This window comes from Nioella sp., from assembly GCF_964229645.1.
Classification (GTDB): Bacteria; Pseudomonadota; Alphaproteobacteria; order Rhodobacterales; family Rhodobacteraceae; genus Nioella.
The window spans coordinates 18,733-37,643 of sequence record NZ_CAXREX010000218.1 but is presented as its reverse complement, the minus strand read 5'-3'; the positions used below and the strand labels follow the sequence as shown (position 1 = coordinate 37,643).

Annotated in this window: 18 protein-coding genes; 10 read left to right on the top strand and 8 right to left on the bottom strand. The window is 65.8% G+C overall.

Annotation, left to right across the window (positions count from 1 at the left end; genetic code table 11):
• The 4 genes from ACEQXV_RS14770 to ACEQXV_RS14755 all read left to right on the top strand — a co-directional run.
• Window positions 1–1,059, top strand: a 1,059-nt coding sequence (locus tag ACEQXV_RS14770) for an ABC-F family ATP-binding cassette domain-containing protein (RefSeq protein ID WP_370269812.1), incomplete at its 5' end; no start/stop codon positions are given.
• Between the two features lie 55 nt (window positions 1,060–1,114).
• Window positions 1,115–1,945: a hypothetical protein gene (locus tag ACEQXV_RS14765; protein ID WP_370269811.1), complete on the top strand. Its 831-nt coding sequence runs from the start codon at window positions 1,115–1,117 to the stop codon at window positions 1,943–1,945.
• A gap of 17 nt (window positions 1,946–1,962) precedes the next feature.
• Window positions 1,963–2,577 carry a MarC family protein gene (locus tag ACEQXV_RS14760; protein WP_370253485.1) on the top strand — a complete coding sequence of 205 codons (615 nt, stop codon included), beginning with the start codon at window positions 1,963–1,965 and terminating at the stop codon, window positions 2,575–2,577.
• A gap of 46 nt (window positions 2,578–2,623) precedes the next feature.
• Window positions 2,624–3,205 carry a TIGR02281 family clan AA aspartic protease gene (locus ACEQXV_RS14755; RefSeq protein ID WP_370253483.1) on the top strand — a complete coding sequence of 194 codons (582 nt, stop codon included), beginning with the start codon at window positions 2,624–2,626 and terminating at the stop codon, window positions 3,203–3,205.
• Window positions 3,206–3,362: 157 nt separating this feature from the next.
• Here ACEQXV_RS14755 and ACEQXV_RS14750 read toward each other — a convergent pair whose 3' ends face one another.
• Entirely contained in the window at window positions 3,363–3,827 is a 465-nt protein-coding gene (locus tag ACEQXV_RS14750) for a DNA polymerase III subunit chi (RefSeq protein ID WP_370269809.1), read from the bottom strand.
• Window positions 3,828–3,834: 7 nt separating this feature from the next.
• On the bottom strand, window positions 3,835–5,304 hold the full coding sequence (locus ACEQXV_RS14745; protein WP_370269808.1) for a leucyl aminopeptidase: 1,470 nt from the start codon (window positions 5,302–5,304) through the stop codon (window positions 3,835–3,837).
• A gap of 143 nt (window positions 5,305–5,447) precedes the next feature.
• Between ACEQXV_RS14745 and lptF the strand changes: the two genes are divergently transcribed.
• The 6 genes from lptF (at window position 5,448) to rsmA (ending at window position 13,035) form a co-directional block, all read left to right on the top strand.
• Complete coding sequence (gene lptF, locus ACEQXV_RS14740; protein WP_370253478.1) at window positions 5,448–6,569, top strand: LPS export ABC transporter permease LptF; 1,122 nt, start codon at window positions 5,448–5,450, stop codon at window positions 6,567–6,569.
• On the top strand, window positions 6,566–7,660 hold the full coding sequence (lptG, locus tag ACEQXV_RS14735; protein ID WP_370253477.1) for an LPS export ABC transporter permease LptG: 1,095 nt from the start codon (window positions 6,566–6,568) through the stop codon (window positions 7,658–7,660). Before lptF ends, lptG begins: the two co-directional genes overlap by 4 nt.
• Entirely contained in the window at window positions 7,660–9,825 is a 2,166-nt protein-coding gene (locus ACEQXV_RS14730) for an LPS-assembly protein LptD (RefSeq protein WP_370269807.1), read from the top strand. The genes lptG and ACEQXV_RS14730 overlap by 1 nt, the downstream gene beginning before the upstream one ends.
• Before the next feature lie 34 nt (window positions 9,826–9,859).
• Window positions 9,860–11,098, top strand: coding sequence for a peptidylprolyl isomerase (locus ACEQXV_RS14725; RefSeq protein ID WP_370269806.1), 1,239 nt, complete (start codon window positions 9,860–9,862; stop codon window positions 11,096–11,098).
• Entirely contained in the window at window positions 11,095–12,087 is a 993-nt protein-coding gene (gene pdxA, locus ACEQXV_RS14720; protein ID WP_370269805.1) for a 4-hydroxythreonine-4-phosphate dehydrogenase PdxA, read from the top strand. The genes ACEQXV_RS14725 and pdxA overlap by 4 nt, the downstream gene beginning before the upstream one ends.
• Before the next feature lie 105 nt (window positions 12,088–12,192).
• Entirely contained in the window at window positions 12,193–13,035 is an 843-nt protein-coding gene (rsmA, locus tag ACEQXV_RS14715; protein WP_370269803.1) for a 16S rRNA (adenine(1518)-N(6)/adenine(1519)-N(6))-dimethyltransferase RsmA, read from the top strand.
• A 4-nt stretch (window positions 13,036–13,039) separates the two neighbouring features.
• Here the strand turns inward: rsmA and ACEQXV_RS14710 are convergent, their stop codons facing one another.
• From ACEQXV_RS14710 to ACEQXV_RS14685, 6 genes are all read right to left on the bottom strand, one after another.
• Window positions 13,040–13,603 (bottom strand): DUF4167 domain-containing protein, encoded by a 564-nt coding sequence (locus tag ACEQXV_RS14710; RefSeq protein ID WP_370269802.1) that lies wholly within the window; start codon window positions 13,601–13,603, stop codon window positions 13,040–13,042.
• Window positions 13,604–13,880: 277 nt separating this feature from the next.
• Window positions 13,881–14,726, bottom strand: coding sequence for a peptide chain release factor N(5)-glutamine methyltransferase (gene prmC / locus ACEQXV_RS14705; protein ID WP_370255517.1), 846 nt, complete (start codon window positions 14,724–14,726; stop codon window positions 13,881–13,883).
• Window positions 14,723–15,778 (bottom strand): peptide chain release factor 1, encoded by a 1,056-nt coding sequence (prfA, locus tag ACEQXV_RS14700; protein WP_370255518.1) that lies wholly within the window; start codon window positions 15,776–15,778, stop codon window positions 14,723–14,725. Before prfA ends, prmC begins: the two co-directional genes overlap by 4 nt.
• Window positions 15,779–15,810: 32 nt before the next feature.
• Window positions 15,811–16,278 carry a DUF1499 domain-containing protein gene (locus tag ACEQXV_RS14695; protein WP_372525923.1) on the bottom strand — a complete coding sequence of 156 codons (468 nt, stop codon included), beginning with the start codon at window positions 16,276–16,278 and terminating at the stop codon, window positions 15,811–15,813.
• Window positions 16,279–16,410: 132 nt separating this feature from the next.
• Window positions 16,411–17,574 (bottom strand): acetate/propionate family kinase, encoded by a 1,164-nt coding sequence (locus tag ACEQXV_RS14690; RefSeq protein ID WP_370269800.1) that lies wholly within the window; start codon window positions 17,572–17,574, stop codon window positions 16,411–16,413.
• Complete coding sequence (locus tag ACEQXV_RS14685; protein WP_370253695.1) at window positions 17,571–18,902, bottom strand: bifunctional enoyl-CoA hydratase/phosphate acetyltransferase; 1,332 nt, start codon at window positions 18,900–18,902, stop codon at window positions 17,571–17,573. The genes ACEQXV_RS14690 and ACEQXV_RS14685 overlap by 4 nt, the downstream gene beginning before the upstream one ends.
• Window positions 18,903–18,911: the final 9 nt, after the last annotated feature.

The following is an 18,911-nucleotide window of genomic DNA, read 5'->3' as shown; positions in this document are numbered from 1 at the left end:
AAGGCCACCAAGGCCCGGCAAGCGCAGTCGCGGCTGAAGATGCTGGAACGCATGCAGCCCATCACAGCGCCCTCGGAACGCGCCTTTCGCAAGTTCACCTTCCCCGAACCCGAACAGCTCTCGCCACCCATCGTGCAGATTGATGGCGGGGCCGTGGGCTATGATGGCCCGCCGGTTCTGAAAAGGCTCAACCTGCGCATCGACCAGGATGACCGCATCGCACTTCTTGGCCGCAATGGCGAGGGCAAGTCGACCCTTTCCAAGCTGCTGGCTGGCAAGCTGGCAGCGGTGGAGGGCAAACTCACCAAGTCGTCCAAGCTGCGGGTGGGATATTTCGCGCAGCACCAGGTGGACGAGTTGCATATCGACGAAACGCCGCTCCAGCACATCCAGCGCCTGCGCCCCGAGGTGCCGCCCGCGAAACTGCGCGCGACGCTGGCAGGGTTCGGTCTGGGCTCCGAGCAGGCCGATACGGTCGTGGGGCAGCTGTCGGGCGGGCAGAAGGCGCGGCTCTCGCTCCTGCTCGCCACGCTCGATGCGCCGCATATGCTCATCCTCGACGAGCCGACCAACCACCTCGACATCGAAAGCCGCGAGGCATTGGTCGAGGCGCTGACCGCCTACACCGGGGCCGTGATCCTCGTCAGCCACGACATGCACCTGCTGGAACTGACCGCCGACAGGCTCTGGCTGGTCAAGGACGGCACTGTCAAACCCTACGAGGACGATCTCGACGCCTATCGCAGGATGCTGCTGGCAGGCGACGCCGCGCCGGTGAAACCCAAACCCGAGGCCGCGAAACCAAAACGCGCCAGCCGCGAACGGCTGCAAGAGCTGCGCGCCGAGCTGCGCAAATGCGAGGCGCGGGTGGAAACCATCACCGAGATGCGCGAAAAACTGTCCTCCAAGCTGGCCGATCCGGCGCTATACGATGACGCCAAGGCCGCGGACCTGGAACACTGGCAAAAGAAATTCGCCGAGATCGAAGACGGGCTGGCCCGCGCCGAAACGCTCTGGATGGCGGCCCTGGAACGGCTGGAGGAGGCCGAAGCGCGCTGACAGGTAAGCGGTGCACGTGCTACGCTGCCCCGGTATTTGTATCCGGAGTATGCGTATGTCAGTCCCTAAGAAATCCTATATCTACCACGTCACCTTTTATACCGGTCCCCGTCCGGCAGGCCCCACGATCGGGAACTCGGTAAGCATTCCTTTCGGCGCGGAAACCCCTCTCTTGCCGCGCGTCGGTGAAGATCTGATTTGGCAGGACAACGTGAACGGAGGCGGTGCCCGGGGCACGGTGGCTGAGGCGAGCCTTGTCCACATCACCCGCTCGCAAGGTCTGGTGTCCCTGAATGTGCAGGTCGATTGCATCAATTCCTTCAGGCGCTCCGACCTGCCAGACAGCCAGATCATTGCGCAATCGGGCTTTGATGCCACGCTGGTGGGCACATGGAACAATGGCGGCTCCCGGCCTGTCGAAATCACGCCTGACGCCCAATTATACGTGCTCGACACGCCCGCGCCCTACGTACTGTCCAACGGGGGCAACACACTGACATTCCCAAATACGAACCCGGTTTGGGAATTCTCAAGACTATCCGGCGATCCGGCAAGCGTCGTCGGCCTTTGGGAAAGGTTCGAGTTTGAAGACGGTGTGGGCACCTGGCGGGAAGAATGGGTCTTCAGGGCAGATGGGTCCTACACCTATCACTGGAGCCTCGACGGCACGTTCGACAGTGAAGGCATCGGCACCTACGAGGATGATGGAAGCGCCATCACAACGCGCGAACGCAGGGCCCAGATCAGCACGGGCCCCGGCGCGCAGATGACAATCTCGCAGTATTTCGGACCGCTTCAAACCGGCACCTATGTGCTGGATGCGTCCGGCGACAGTTGGACCTTTACAGATGCTTCCGGATCGATCACCTACACCCGGGTGACTTGAACTCTGGCAGGATCCGGATGGATACGCTGACCTCCATCACCGCCTTCGTGGCGCTTTTCGTCGTGATCGACCCGATCGGGCTCACGCCCCTGTTCATGGCGTTGACCAGCGGCATGTCCGCCGCCGCCCGCCGGGCCATCGCGATCCGGGCCTGCCTGGTGGCGCTGGTGCTGCTGACGGTTTTCGGGCTGGTGGGCGAAACGGTGCTGTCCTTCCTGGGCATCTCGCTGGCCGCTTTCCGGATCGCGGGCGGGCTTTTGCTGTTTCTCACCGCGCTCGACATGCTCTTCGAACGGCGCAAGCAACGCCGCGAGGGCCAGGCCGACACGCCCCATTCCGAAGACCCGTCGGTCTTTCCGCTGGCCATGCCGCTCATTGCCGGGCCCGGTGCCATTGCCACGATGATCCTGCTGACCGGCTCTGCGGGGACGGGGCTCGACGTGGCATTGGTGCATGGCGTCATGGCCTCGGTCCTGCTGGTGGTCTTCGTGCTCTTCCTTCTGGCGGGCACGCTGGAGCGTCTCCTGGGCCCGGTGGGCATCAACGTGGTGACGCGGCTCTTGGGCATGTTGCTGGCCGCGCTCTCGGTGCAGTTCGTCGTCGACGGAATCCGCGACCTGCTGGTTCCATAGATCCGCCCCTGCCCTATATTGAAGGGGCAACAAGGTTCAGGGCCGCATGGAAAAGTCCGATATCGCCTCGATCATCTATCTCAGCCTGCTGGCGCTTGCGCTGGTGGGCTCGATGATCTCGGCCAATCGGGAACGGATCGGCCAGGTGGCCCGCTACGCGCTCACCTGGGGGCTTCTGATCGTGGCGGGCGTCATTGCCGTGGGGCTCTGGCCACAGCTCAGCCAGACCCTCCTGCCGCAGCAATCGGTGGTCAGCGACAGTGGCGAGATCACCGTGCCGCGCAGCTTCGATGGGCACTATTACCTGACCCTTGAGGTCAATGGCGCACCCATTCGCTTCGTGATCGACACCGGCGCGACCGACCTCGTGCTTACCCCGCAGGACGCATCGCGCGCGGGGCTCAACACGGCACAATTGCGCTATACCAACCGCGCCATGACCGCCAATGGCATGATCCAGACCGCGCCGGTCCGGCTCGACCTCGTCGAGGTGGGGCCGATCTCGGATCGTCTCGTGCCTGCTGTGGTCAACGGCTCCCCCATGCAGGAAAGCCTGCTTGGAATGTCCTATCTCAACCTCTTCGAACGCATCTCGATCGAGGATGGCCGGATGATCCTGACGCGCTGAAAGGCCCTTCTTCCTGGCCTGAAATACCCCCGCCGGAGGCATCCCGCGCTTCCCGGCGGCGCCAGGGCAAGGGGCATCCGCGCTCCCGCGTCCGGCAAGGGCATCGCGGCCCTTGGGCCGCCCCCCGGTCGACTCGCCCCGAAGGGCGCGGCGAGACCTAGCTGCCGCTCTCGGCCTTCTTCTCCCACCGGCCGCTTTCCTCCGACCAGTATTGCGCCGCGCAGCCTGCCCCGGTCAGCGCCTTCCACTGGCCGCGCGCATGGGTCACCGCCCCTTCATCGCCCCCATCGAACAGGATGCAGACCCGCTCCAGGCGGTCCACTTCCTCGGGCGTGACCTCGGCGCCCTCGATGCTCATCACGCAGGCGGCGGCATTGGGGATCTCGGGCCCCGTGCTCAGCAGGATGGGCTGGTCCGCATCCTGCGCCCCCCCGGCGATGCCATGGGCCAGGAAAGTCTCCTCGGGCCCCAGCCACAGGAGCTCGTCCAGACGCTCCAGCATCGCCTCGCTCTTCCCCCTTACCAGGACCCGCCAGCCCGCCTGCCGGGACTTGCCCAGAAGCGTGCGAAGCGTGTCCTCGGGGCGGGACCGGGTGAGGTGATAGAAGAAGACCGCGCCCATCGTGGGCTCACTCCGTTTCGTAGCCGTCTCGCACCAGCCGGTCGAGCGCCATCACCCCCCAGCCGGTCGCCCCCTTGGGGGCGAAATCCGTTTCTGCCTTGACGCTGGCCACGCCCGCGATGTCGAGATGGATCCACGGCGTCTCGTCCCTGACGAAGCGTTGCAGGAACTGCGCCGCGGTGATCGAGCCCGCGGGCCGTCCGCCTACGTTCTTCATATCCGCGATGGCCGATTTCAGCATCTTGTCATAGGCCGCGCCAAGCGGCATGCGCCAGGCCCCCTCGCCCTCGCTGGCCGCGGCCTTGAGGAAGCTCTCGCAGAACCCGTCATGGTTGGAAAAGACGCCCGCGTTCTCATGGCCGAGCCCGATGATGATCGCGCCCGTCAGCGTGGCAAGATCGACCATGCCCGCAGGCTGGAACCGGTCCTGCGCATACCACATCACGTCGCACAGAACGAGCCGCCCCTCGGCGTCGGTATTGATGACCTCGATCGTGTCGCCTTTCATCGAACGCACCACGTCGCCGGGACGCTGCGCGCGCCCGTCGGGCATGTTTTCCACCAGCCCCACGATCCCCACCACGTTGGCCTTGGCCTTGCGCCGCGCCAGCGAGCGCATGACCCCCGCCACGACGCCCGCTCCGCCCATGTCCATGGTCATGTCTTCCATGCCCCCCGCGGGCTTGAGGCTGATGCCGCCGGTATCGAAGACCACGCCCTTGCCTACAAGGGCGAGCGGCGCTTGCTCGCCACCGCCCTTCCACTGCATGACGACAACCTTCGAGGGGCTCTCCGAACCCTGCCCCACGGCCAGCAAGGCGCGCATCCCGAGCGTTTCAAGCTCGGCCTCGTCCAGCACCTCGATCTCGAGCCCCAGATCGGACAGGGCCGACAGCCGGGCGGCAAACTCGGTCGTGGTCAGCACGTTGGAGGGTTCGCTAACGAGGTCGCGCGTGAAGAAGACTCCCTCGGCCACCGCCATCATTGGCGCGGCTGCGGCAGAGACATCCTCGGGTTTCGAGACCATCACCACGGCGCCCGCCTGCGCCTCGGACTCGGCGGTCTTGTGATCGGTGAATTCGTAGGCCCTGAGGACGAGACCGAAGGCAAGATCGGCCGCACGGGTCAGTGCCCCGGCGGCCACGGTCAGCGTTGCGGAGCCCTTGACCTTGGCCAGTTCCGCGCCTGCCTTTCGGGCCTGCTCGACACTCGGGCGGCGGGGCAGCTTGACCACGGCCAGCGTCTCGGCGCTCAGCCCGGCCGGAAAGGCCAGTGACACCACATCGCCCGGCTTGGCCTTTTCCCACCGCGACGAGCTGGCCAGCCGCTGCACCGCTCCGCGCGTCAGCCGGTTGACCCGGCGCGCGGCAGCATCGAGCTTGCCCTCGGGCGTCACCACGATGGCCAGCTTGCCCTCGGCCCCGGCAAGCGCGTCGATATCGGTCTCGGTGAAGGAAATCTCGATTGGCGTGGTCATCTTCAACCCTCTGAATCTGTAAGCTTCGGCAACACTAGGACTAGTGGAAGGGCTTGACCAGATATGCCTGTCCTTGTGGCCGTGATTGGATTAGACCAGACACACTGGGAATGTTGAACGTCTAAGCTCGGGGGGGCGGAACCGTGGGTCGCTATGACCGGTATATCCTGTCGCAGCTGCTGATCCTGTTCAGCTTCTTCAGCCTCGTGCTGATTTCCGTCTACTGGGTCAACAATGCCGTGGGCATCTTCGACATACTTGTCGCCGACGGCCAGTCCCTGCGCGTTTTCCTTGAGTTTTCAATTCTTTCCCTGCCGCAAATCATCTTCCTCGTGATCCCGGTCGCCGCCTTCGTGGCGTCCATCTACGTGACCAACCGGATGATTTCGGAAAGCGAGCTGGTGGTTATGCAGACCGCCGGATGCTCGGCCATGCGCCTTCTGCGCCCGGTCTGGATCTTTGGAATCATCCTCGCGGTGCTCTTGTCGATTCTCGGTCACCTGCTGGTGCCTGCCGCCCGGTCCGGACTGGCAGACCGCACAATCGAGGTGTCGCAGGACATGACCGGCAGATTGCTGCGCGAGGGCGAGTTCCTGCACCCAACCACCGGGCTCACGGTCTACATCCGCGAGATCACCGAACTGGGCGAGTTCCGGGATGTCTTCCTGCAGGACCGCTCGCAATCGGATGTCGAAACCACCTATACCGCGCAGCGCGCACTTCTTGTCTCGACAGAGGCCGGACCCCGCCTTGTGATGTTCAATGGCGCAGCGCAGACGCTGGAGCTAGAGGGGCAGCGCCTGTCGATCGTGGAATTCGACGACTTCACCTATGACATCGCGGGCCTGATCGAGGCTCCGGGGGAACGCCGGCTGCACTACCGGGAACTGTCGACGGGAACCCTTCTGACGGCGAACAGTGCGTATGCCGAGTCGCTCGGCGTGCCGCTCGCCCTTTTGCGCTTTGAAGGGCATGACCGGATTGCCAAACCGATCTTTGCCCTGTTCGTGCCGATCATCGCGACCGCAACGCTGATGCTGGGGGCCTTTTCCCGTTTCGGGATCTGGCCGCAGATCCTGCTGGCGATCGTTCTGATCCTGCCGATCCAGATGATCTGGAATGCCGCAGAAGCCATCGGCACGACCCGGGAGGGACTGGCCGGGGTGGCCTATGTTCAATGCATCGTCGCCGCGGCCATTGCCATTGCCATGACCCACCTCGCCCAGGGCGGATACCGGCCAAGTTGGCGGAGGTCGGCAGTATGATCCTGCATTTCTACCTCGCCCGTCGGTTCCTGCGCTCTTTCCTGATCGTGCTGGCCGTGTTCCTTGCCGTGCTGATCCCGATCGACCTGTCCGAGCAACTGCGCGAAATCGGCCGCGCGGATGCAGAGCTTTCGGCGGCCATGCGGCTGGTCATGCTGGACATGCCCGGCGCGCTTTATCAATTGCTGCCGCTTTTCATCATCCTGGCCACGCTGGTCATGTTCCTGTCGCTGGCGCGCACCTCCGAGCTTGTGGTGATCCGCGCTTCGGGCCGGTCCGCCCTGCGCTCGGCCATTTCACCGGTCATCGTGGCCACCCTGATCGGCGTTTTCGGGCTACTGGTGATCAACCCGCTGGTCGCCGCGACCGAGCGGGAATACGAGCTGTCCATCGCGCGCTACCAGACTGGCGAAGAACGCACGCTTTCTGTTTCCGGCGACGGCCTGTGGCTGCGCCAGGCCAGCCGGTTCGGCCAGACGGTGATCCGGGCCGAGCGGGCCAATGGCGATGGCACCTCGCTGTTCGACGCCAGCTTCTTTGTCTTCGACCGCGACGGGCAGGTGCAAAGCCGCATCGATGCGCGCGAAGCGGTGCTGAGCGCCGGGGCGTGGAACCTGACCGATGTCAAGATCTGGCCCTTGGGCGAGGCCAACCCCGAGGCCGGGGCCACGACCCAGGACAGCTTTACCCTGGCCTCGACCCTGACCCGGGACCAGATCCGCGACAGTTTTGGCCGGCCCTCGACCGTGCCGATCTACGAACTGCCCGCCTTCATCGCGGAACTGCGCCGGGCGGGCTTTGCCGCCCTGCAACACCGTGTCTGGTTCATGATGGAACTGGCCAACCCGCTGCTCTTGGCCGCAATGGTTTTGATTGGCGCAAGCTTCACGATGAGGCATACCCGTTTTGGGAAAACCGGGGTGATGGTCTTGCTGGCGCTGCTTCTTGGCTTTGGCACGTATTTCCTGCGCAATTTTGCGCAGGTTCTGGGCGAGTCCGGCCAGTTGCCCGCCGCCGTGGCGGCCCTTGCCCCCCCACTCGCAGCGATTCTTCTCTCACTGACCTTCCTTCTGCATACGGAGGACGGGTGATGGGGCTGCGCAAGGTCACACTTGCAGCACTTGTTGCCCTGGCTGGGCTGGTCTCGGCCCCGGCCGCGCTTTGGGCGCAGGCCGATGCCCTGCCCGCGACATTGATTGCCGACAATATCAGCTTTTACCGCGCGACCACCTCGGTCACCGCATCAGGCAATGTCGAAGTGTTTTACGAGGGGTCGCGCCTGCGCGCGGGGCTCATCCGCTACGAGGGCCAGACCGACCGCATCACCGTCGAGGGGCCGATCACCCTGACCGATGCCGAAGGCGGAACCGTGATCTTCGCCGAGTTCGCGCAGATGTCGGCAGACCTGCAAAACGGTGTCCTGCAATCGGCGCGCATGGTGCTGGACCGCCAGCTGCAGATCGCCGCGACCGAGATCAACCGTGTCGACGGGCGCTACACGCAGATGTATCAGACGGTTGCGTCTTCCTGCGAGGTCTGCGCGGCGAACCCGGTGCCGTTATGGCAGATACGCGCGCGCCGGGTCGTGCATGACCAGGAAGAACAGCAGCTCTATTTCGAAGGCGCTCAGTTCCGGGTCATCGGGGTGCCCATTGCCTATATCCCGCGCCTGCGCCTGCCCGATCCGACGCTGGAGCGCGCCACCGGTTTCCTGATCCCGGAGCTTCGGGCCTCGAACCAGCTCGGCACCGGCATCCGCCTGCCCTATTTCATCGCCATGGGCGATCATACGGACCTGACGCTGACGCCCTATGTCACCCTGGGCGAGACGCAAACGCTTGAGGCGCGGTTCCGCCGGGCCTTCGTCAACGGGTTCATCGAAATCAACGGCGCGCTCAGCTGGGACGATCTGACAGACCGCTCCAACCGATCTTACGTCTTTGCAGAGGGCTGGTTCGACCTGCCGCTCGGCTTCCGGATGGACTTCGATTACCAGGCCGTGTCGGACCCTGACTACCTGCTGACCTACGGCTTTTCCGAGGAAGACAGCCTGAGCTCGGGCTTCGACATCACCCGGACCTCGCGCAACCAGTATATCGGCTTTGGCATGACCGATTTCGAATCCCTGCGCGTTGGCGATGACAACTTCACCCTGCCCACGCAGATGATCGACGGCGAGATCACGCAGCGTGTCCATCCTGCCCTGATCGGCGGCATTGCCACCTTCGGCCTGACGACCCACAGCCATCACCGGCAGTCGAGCGCGCCCACGGTTGGGCGCGATGTCGCGCGGATCAGCCTCGACGCCAACTGGCGGCGCGACTGGATCCTGCCTGCGGGATTGCTGGCCGCGATCGAGGCCGACTGGCAGGGGGACATCTACACGATCCACCAGGACCCCGCCTTCCCCGACACCATCGAGCGCAGCACGCCCTACCTGGCCGCTGAACTGCGCTGGCCGCTGGCGCGGGCCGGGCAAAACGGTGTGACGCATCTGCTGGAACCCGTCCTGCAATATGTCTGGGCACCCGATACGGGAACGCTGCTGCCCCCACTTCCGGCTGGAATCGGTGAAGATGGGGCCATCGTCGAATTTGACGAGGGCAATCTCTTTTCGCTCAACCGCTTTCCGGGCGCAGATGGCCAGGAACTTGGCGCGCGGCTGGCCTACGGGTTGGCCTATACCCGCGACGACCCCGATGGCTGGTCGCTTGGCCTGAGCTTCGGACAGGTCTTGCGCAACCAGGATTACGGCCAGTTCACCCGCGGTTCGGGCCTGCAGGGCGACCGGTCCGACCTGATGGTATCCGCCAGCCTGTCGCTTGGCGAAACCTTGCGTCTGATGAACCGCGCCATCGTCGACGACAACTTCAATGTCAGCTCGAACGAACTGTGGCTGAGCTGGCAAACCGATCAGCTGAACCTCGGCAGCTCGATGACCTGGCTGGAAGCAGACGCCGCCGAGGGCCGCACCGAGGACATGGCCGAATGGGCCTTCGACGCGGCTTACGATTTCGACAATGCCTGGGCCGCAGGCGTCGACTGGCGCTACGATTTCGCGGAAAACGAGCCCACACGGGCCGGGCTGAGCCTCACCTATGCCACCGAGTGCGTGGATATCGAGTTTTCCCTCTCGCACCGCTTCACTTCCTCGGCTACCTTGCCCTCGGACACTGATATCGGGCTGTCGGTCTCGCTCAACGGCTTCGGCGCAAGCCGCGACGGCCGACGCTACGATCGCAGCTGCCGGATGTAGACCCGGACGACACGAACGACAGACGGACATAAGCATGACGACCCGAGCAGACAGATCCCGACCCTTCACCGCCCTCAAAGCGATGGCCGCGGCACTGGTGCTTGGCCTTGCAGGCAGCGCACCCGTTCTGGCGCAGGGGTTGTTTTCACCGGCGGTCACGGTCAATGACCGCATCGTCACCAATTTCGAGATCGCGCAGCGCGCCCGGTTCCTCGAAGTGCTGAACGCACCGGGCGACCTGGTGGAACAGGCGCGCGAGGACCTGGTGAACGAACGCCTGCAACAGGAAGTGGGCGAACGCTATGGCATGCTGGCCTCGGTCGAGCAGGTCGAACAGGGCATGACCGAATTCGCCGCACGCGCCAACATGAGCGTAGAGGCCTTCCTTGGCGCCATGCAGAACGAGGGCGTGGCCCCGGAAACCTTCCGCGACTTCGTGGCCGCCGGCATCACCTGGCGCAACATCGTGCAGGCCCGTTTCGGCCCGCGGGCGCAGGTTTCCGAAGAGGAGATTGACCGCGCGCTGACGCTCTCTGGCAGCGATGGCGGTGCACAGATCAACATTGCCGAGCTGGTGGTGCCCATCACCCCGGAAAACTCCGAACAAATCCGGACCGAAATGGCCCGCCTGGTCGACGAGATCGACGGCTCGATCGGCAGCTTCTCGCAAGCCGCGCGAAGCTATTCGGCCGCGCCGAGCGCCCAGTCGGGTGGCGGGCTTGGCTGGCGTCCCCTGTCCAGCATTCCGCCGCAGCTGCGCGCGATGCTGTTGCCGATGGACGTGGGCGACGTGACCGACCCGGTGCCGCTTGGCCCGGCAATCGCGATCTTCCAGATGCGGGGCCTCGATGAAACCGGCTTCGTGGAACCGGTTGTGACGGCAGTGGAATATGCGCAGGTCCTGATCCCCGGCGGCCAAAGCGCGGAAGCCCTGGGCGAAGCAGCGGAACTGGCCGACGAGATCGACACCTGCGACGACCTGTACGGGGTGCGTCCCGGCGGCTTCGAGATCGTCACCCTGCCCGCAGAGGACGTGCCGGGCGATATCGCGCTGGAGCTTCTGCGGCTTGATGCCAACGAGATTTCCACCAACCTGACCCGCGCCGACGGCACCCAGCTTCTGTTCCTGATGCTGTGCGGACGGTCGACCGAACTGCCCGAGGGTGGTCGGGACGAGGTGCGTGCCGCGCTCTTCCAGCAGCGGCTGGAAAGCTACGCGGCGGGCTACATGGCCGAGCTGCGCGCCGACGCGATCATCGACGAAAACCCATGAGCGCCGCCCCCCTGCCCCCCGTCGCCGTCAGCTGCGGGGAGCCATCCGGCGTCGGCCCCGAAATCGTGGTGAAGGCGCGTGCCGCACTTGGCGCGGAGCTGCCCTTCTTCGCCATTGGCGACCCGCGCCATTTTGCAGGGTTCGGGCCGGTGACCGAGATCACCGCGCCCGACGAGGTGGCTTCGGTGCCCGCCGATCACCTGCCGCTTCTGCCGCTGGCCTTCGGGGCCGAGGCACTGCCCGGCCAGCCTGACCCCAGGAACGCCCAGGGCGTGATCGACGCCATCGCCCGCGGGGTGGAGCTGGTGCAGGCAGGGTCGGCGTCGGCCATCTGCACCGCGCCCATTCACAAGAAGGCCCTCAAGGACGGGGCAGGTTTCGCCTTTCCCGGCCATACCGAGTATCTCGCCCACCTGGCCGGTGTCGCGCGCGTGGTGATGATGCTGGCCTGCGAGGAATTGCGCGTGGTGCCGGTGACCATCCATATCGCGCTGGAGGACGTGCCCGGGGCCCTGACCGAAGAGGCTCTGGCCGAGACGATCCGCATCACCCATGACGCGCTGATCCGCGACTTCGGCATTGCCGCGCCCCGGCTGTGGGTGACGGGGCTCAACCCCCATGCCGGGGAAGGCGGGGCGATGGGGCGCGAAGAGATCGAGATGATCTCGCCCGCGCTCGACCGGCTGCGCGCCGAGGGGCTGGACCTCACCGGGCCGCTTTCGGCCGACACCATGTTTCACGCCGCCGTGCGCAGCCGCTATGACGCGGCCATTGCCATGTATCACGACCAGGCGCTCATCCCGATCAAGACGCTCGATTTCGCGGGCGGCGTGAACGTGACGCTTGGACTGCCCTTCATCCGCACCTCGCCCGATCATGGCACCGCTTTCGACATCGCGGGACGTGGACAGGCCGACCCGACCAGCATGATCGCCGCGCTGCGCATGGCCCGAAAGATGGCCCTTGCCCGGGCCGGAGGCGCGCGATGAGCGGTGTCGCGGGGGGCTCTGCCCCCGTCGCCTTGCGGCGACGCCCCCGGGATATTTTGGGAACAATGAAGGGGGGCGCGCGCGTTAACCTTAATGGGGGGTTACATGGCCACGATTGACGGACTGCCCCCCCTGCGCGAGGTCATCGCCACCCATGGGCTGAGTGCCCGAAAGGCGCTTGGGCAGAATTTCCTGCTGGACCTGAACCTCACCGCCAAGATCGCCCGGTCAGCCGGGGACCTGTCGGGCGCGGATGTGCTGGAGGTGGGTCCGGGGCCCGGCGGGTTGACGCGCGGGCTGCTGGCCGAGGGCGCGCGCCGTGTGGTCGCGATCGAGAAGGACGCGCGCTGCCTGCCTGCCCTGGCCGAGATTGCCGACGCCTATCCGGGGCGGCTGGAGGTGTTGAATGCCGACGCGCTGGAGGTTGATTGGGCCGCGCATCTGACTCCGCCGATCAAGGTGGTTGCGAACCTGCCTTACAACGTGGGGACCGAATTGCTGGTGCGCTGGCTGACCCCGCCCGCCTGGCCGCCGCTTTGGGACAGCCTGACGCTGATGTTCCAACGCGAGGTGGCCGAACGGATCGTGGCGCAGCCCGGCGGCAAGTCCTATGGGCGCCTGGCCGTGCTGGCCCAGTGGCGCTCGGAGGCGCGGATCGTCATGAGCCTGCCGCCCGAAGCCTTCACGCCGCCGCCCAAGGTGCGCTCGGCAGTGGTGCATCTGACAGCCCTGCCCGCGCCTCGTTTCGAGGCCAATCCGAAGGTGTTGGACCGGGTGGTCGCCGCCGGGTTCAACCAGCGGCGCAAGATGTTGCGAGCGGCCTTGAAGGGGGTCGCGCCGGATATCGAGGACCGGATCCTCGCGGCGGGGTTGAAGCCCACCGACCGCGCCGAACAGGTGCCGATCGAGGGCTTCTGTGCGCTCGCCCGCCAGGTGGCGGCGGGCTGAGCCGTTATTCCGCGGCCTGCGGGTCTTCGCTGGAGGGGCTGGCTGCACCCTCGGCGTCGGGCTGCGGCTGGTCCTCGGCCTTCTTGGGGGCACGGCGGGTGCGGGCCCGCTTGGGCTTGGGCGCGCTTTCGGGCGTCTGCACCAGGCCGCTTTCCCCAGAGGGTACGTCGATCACGTCGCCGAAGGACTTCTGCTCGCCACCCTGGGGCTGCGGCTGATCGCCGGACTGGCTGTCGCGCGGCTGGTCGGACTCGTCGCGGGCCTGGCGGGCTTCGCGGGCCTGTTGCTGCTGCGCTTCCTGCTCGGCGCGACGGGCATCCTGCTCGCGCTGCGCTTCGCCAAGCATGCGGGTGTAATGCTCGGCATGCTGCTGGAAGTTTTCTGCGGCCACGCGGTCATTCGACAACTGCGCGTCCCGCGCAAGCTGGTTGTACTTGTCGATGATCTGCTGCGGTGTGCCGCGCACCTTGCCCTCGGGGCCCGAGCTGTCAAACACGCGGTTGACGATATTGCCCATCGAGCGGTTGCGATTGCCCTTGGACCGCGAACGGTTCTTAGATGATCTCATGTGTCTTTTTCTGTTCCAGTTGTCCTGGGACCCAGACTGTGGGTAGCAAAAAATACCCGTCCGTCCGGATGAAGCTAACCTTGCCGTTCGTTCTGCGGTTGTCCCTGCGTCTTTGAAGCGTCGGCATTTCGGGTGAAGCGCGGGGGCCTGTTCATCAGTCCAGTCCACATCCGCTGGCCCTGTGTAAGCACGCGGGCGCGGGTAAAACAAGCGCAATCTGTCGGTTTCAGCGGTTTTTGGCGGGTTCTGACCGGCAATGTGACCGGAAATCCGCGCCCTAACGGGGATTCTGGCCGGATACCACCCGATCACGCCCGTCGAAATCCTTGGCAATGCAAACATTTACAAGGCCTGCGGAGCGGAAGAACCCGGCCACGTCCTGCCCCTGCGTGGGGCCGATTTCCACCATCAACCGCCCGTCCGGGGCCAGGTGGGCAGGCGCATCGCGCGTGATCTGGCGATAGGCTGAAAGCCCGTCGCCCTCGTCGGTCAGGGCCATGCGCGGCTCTGTCAGCACGTCGCGAGACAGCCCCGCCATCTCGTCGAGCGCGATATAGGGCGGGTTCGACACGATGAGGTCGAAACATCCCTCAACCCGGTCGAACCAGTCGCTTTCAATGAAGCCTGCTCGGGGCAGCACGCCGTGACGCTCTGCATTGCCTTGCGCCACGCCAATCGCCTCGGGCGAGAGGTCGGTGCCGATCCCGCGGGCATCCGGCCGCTCCGCCAGCAGGGATACCAGGATGCAGCCAGAGCCCGTGCCCAGATCAAGGACCGAGGCGAAGGGCGCCGCGAGCGCCTCGGCCACGAGGGTTTCGGTGTCGGGCCTTGGGTCCAGAACCTTGTCATTGACCGTGAAGCGGCGGCCATAGAAATCACGGTAACCACGCAGATGAGAGACCGGGGTTCCGGTGCCGCGCTGGATGCACAGGCTGCGAGCGGCGGCGTAGATGCCTTCTTCAAGGGGGTCGCGCGCCATCAGCGTCAGGCGCCCGGGGTCGATCTCCATCGCATGGGCCAAGAGCAGGCGCACATCGCGGGCGGGAACGTCGGCCCCGTCCTGCGCCAATTCGGCCATCAGCCGGCGCAAGGCCCTGTCCACGGTCAGCGGGGTGTCACTCACCCCTCCATCTCCGCCAGCATGCGTGCCTGGTCATCGGCAATCAGCGCATCGACCAGTTCATCGAGATCGCCCTGCATCACCTGGTCGAGCTTGTAGAGCGTCAGGTTGATCCGGTGATCGGTGACGCGCCCCTGCGGGAAATTGTAGGTGCGGATACGTTCCGACCGGTCGCCCGACCCCACCTGCGCCTTGCGATCGGCGGCACGGGCATCGGCGGCCTTCTGGCGTTCCATGTCAAACAGCCGCGCGCGCAGGACCGACATGGCGATCTCGCGGTTACGGTGCTGAGACTTTTCCGAGCTGGTGACGACAATCCCCGAGGGAATATGCGTGATGCGCACGGCGGAGTCGGTGGTGTTGACGTGCTGGCCACCCGCGCCGGAACTGCGCATCGTATCGATGCGAATGTCGCCCGCCGGAATATCGATATCGACCTCTTCGGCCTCGGGCAGAACCGCCACCGTGGCGGCAGAAGTATGGATGCGCCCGCCCGATTCCGTTGCCGGCACACGCTGCACGCGGTGGACGCCGGATTCGTATTTCAGCCGGGCAAAGACGCCCTCGCCCGTCACATGGGCCACGACCTCCTTGATGCCGCCAAGCTCGGTCAGCTGCTGTTCGATGATCTCCAGCCGCCAGCCGCGCGACTCGGCATAACGTTCATACATGCGCAGAAGGTCGCCCGCGAAAAGCGCGGCCTCGTCGCCGCCGGTGCCGGGGCGGATTTCCACCATCGCCGGGCGCGCATCGGCGGCGTCCCTGGGTAGAAGCGCCAGTTGCAGCGCATGCTCGGCCTCGGGAAGGGCGGCCTTGAGGCGCGGCAGTTCCTCCTCGGCAAGCTCCGCCATGTCGGGATCGTCCAGCATCTCCTTCGCCTCGTCGAGATCGGCCAGGATCTGGCGATAGGCGCGGATCTGGTCGACCACCGGCTTCAGCTCGGCATATTCGCGGCTGATCGTGGCGATTTCATCGGCGGCGGGGCCGGCATTGAGCCGCGCTTCGAGATACTCGAAACGTTCGGTGATCTGGGAAAGGCGCTCGGCGGGTAACATGGGTGCGGGTGTGGCGCGCGGCGCGGCCCCCGTCAAGGGGCGAGCGCGGCCTCGAGCCGCGCGACCCAGAGCGTCACGCGGGCCGCGTTGACGCCCGCATCGCCATAGCCAAAGCGCGACCGCGACACGATATCGAGCCGGGTGCCTCCCTCGACCCCGGTCAGGCGGATGGAGATCGCGTCGGGATAGCCCATGAGCCGGGAGCGCTGAACATAGGTCACATGCCCTGCCTGCGGGTCGCCTGCCAGGCGGGTGACGCGCGGGGTCGCGGCCATGAGGACCTCCAGCGCGGTTGCGACCTCTTCGGGCGGGGCGGGCAGGATCGGCGCGGCTCCGTCGCCATCCCCGTCCCGCAAGGCGTAGAAATTGGGCGAGGCCGGGCGCGGGGCGGTGGCCGGGTCCGTGTGCCAGCGCGCCTCGGACATCGGTGAGAAGCGGATGTAGAGCAGACCCGCAGCAGCAAGACAGAGAAGGAGGATCAGAAGGCGCATGAAAGGCATGTGGCGTTCCGGGGCAAAATGGCAAGGGTGCCCCCATGTGGCAGGTGTTGCGCTGCGGGGGCCAGCCCCCACACCCCCGGGATATTTTAGGAACAATGAAGGGGGGGGCGCGTTAAGGTTAACGGGATGGCGTCAGGATGTTGGCAAGAAATCCTTCGTGGCGCGGGCGATGACCTGTTCCTCGTCCGTGGGCAGGACGAGGATGGGAACGGGGCCTGCGCCGATCCGTTCGGCATTGGTGGCATTCGCATCCTTGTCGAGGGTGAGGCCGAGAAAGCCCAGACCCTCCAGCGCCCGGGCGCGGATGGGGGCGGCGTTTTCTCCGACCCCCCCGGTGAAGACAAGCGCGTCGAGCCCGCCCAGAACCGCCGCCATCGCGCCGATTTCGCGCGCCAGTCGGGTGCAGTAATAGGCAATGGCCTCGTCGGCTTCGGGCGCGTCCGAGCCAAGCAGCGCGCGCATGTCATGGCTGATGCCCGAAAGCCCCAACATCCCGCTTTCCTTGTAAAGAAGCCGGGTCAGCGCCTCGTAACCCATCCCCTCCTCTTTCATCAGGTAGAGCAGCACGCCGGGGTCGACCTGGCCGGGCCGTGTGCCCATGCAGAGCCCTTCGAGCGCGGAAAACCCCATGGTGGAGGAGATCGAGCGCCCCCCGTCCATCCCGCACAGCGACGCGCCATTGCCCAGGTGGGCCACGATGACCTTGCCCTTGGCGAGACCGGGATGGGCGCGGGCAAGCGCCCCGGCGATGTAATCGTAGCTCAGCCCGTGAAACCCGTAGCGGCGCACGCCCTGGTCGTAATAGCGGCGCGGCAGGGCAAAGAGATCGTGCACGCGGGGGTGGCCGCGATGAAAGGCGGTGTCGAAGGCCCCCACCTGCACCGCCCCTGGGAAGGCCGCGCGGGCGGCATGCACTGCGGCAAGGTTGTGGGGCTGGTGCAGCGGGGCCAGCGGCTCGAGAGTGGCGAGATAGGCCAGCAGGGCCTCGTCCAGCAGGCGCGGGCCGTCGATCTCGGGGCCGCCATGAACGATGCGGTGGCCAATGCCCAAGACCTCGCGCCCTTGCAGAAGCGGGGCGAGCGCAGAGAGGATCGCGCCCACGCCCGTGACGTGATCGGTCTGGCCAAGCGCGGTTTCCACCCTGGCGCCGCCTTCGGGTTTGAGGATCAGCCGGGCGGCCTGCCCAAGGGCATCTACAAGGCCGGAGGCCTCCAGCACCGGGTTGGCCCCGGCCCGGTAGGCTGCGAACTTGATCGAGCTCGATCCGGCATTCAGCGTCAGGATCACGCCGCTCATGCCCGATGTTCCGCGTAGAGGGCCGCGACCGCGCAGGAGGCGAGGCGCGCCTTGTCGTCATCGGCGCGGGAATTGAGGATGACCGGCACCTGCGCGCCCATCACCACGCCTGCCGCCTCGGCATGGGCCAGGAACGAAAGCTCCTTGGCGATCATGTTGCCCGCCTCAAGGTTCGGGGCGAGCAGAATGTCGGCGCGGCCCGCAACCAGGCTCTTGATCCCCTTGGTGCGCGCGGCATCGAGGTCGATCGCGTTGTCCATTGCCAGCGGCCCATCGACCAGGCCGCCGGTAATCTGGCCCCGGTCGGCCATTTTCGATAGGATCGCGGCGTCGAGCGTCGAGGGGATCGAGGGCGTCACCGTTTCCACCGCCGACAGCACCCCCACCTTGGGCTGCGCGATGCCGAGCGACAGCGCAAGGTCGATCGCGTTCTGGCAAATCGAGACCTTGCAATCGAGATCGGGGGCGATGTTGATCGCGGCATCGGTCACGAAGAGCAAGTGATCGAGCCCCGGCACATCCATCACGAAGACATGGCTGAGGCGCCGGTTGGTCCGCAGCCCGCCGTCCTTCTTGAGGATCGCGTGCAATAGCTGATCGGTATGCAGGTGACCCTTCATCAGCGCCCGCGCACGGCCCTCGTGGATCAGTGCGACCGCGCGCAGGGCAGCGGCCCGGTTATCGGGGATGTCGATGATCTCGATCCCCGTGATGTCGGCACCGAGCTCTGCCGCCGCGGCCTCGATCTTGGCGACACATCCCACGAAGATCGGGTCGATCAGCGTATGGTCGCGGGCCAAGAGCGCCCCGTTCAGCGCATCGGGGGTTTCCGGCGCGACAACGGCGGTGGCGAGCGCCGGCAGCGGGGCGGCAAGGTCCAGCAGGCGGTCGAAATGCTGATGGCGCTGCACCGTCAGCGCCGGCACGTCCATGTCATCGAAGCTCATCGGGCGGTCGGGTGCGATGACTTCGGCGGTGCCTTCACAGATGCGCAGCCCGTCGTCACGTTCCACCCAGGTGTCGAAACAGACCACGTTGCCCGGCAGCTTCCGGGCCACCCGCACCTTTGCGACCAGCGTTTCGCCCGCATGGGCCCGGTCGAGGAAAGTCAGCGTCTGGCGCTTGTAGAGCGTGCCCGGCCCCGGCAGCTGGTTGCCCAGAACCGAGGAAATCAGCGCACCCACCCACATGCCGGGGGCCACCGCCTCGGGCGTGCCGTCACCATCGCCATCCTCGCGCGGCAGGTGCATGGGGTTATGGTTGCCGCTGGAATTGGCAAAGACATAGAGATCATCGGCGGTGCAGGCCCGGGTGGAGGCAGCCTCCATGCCCACGAC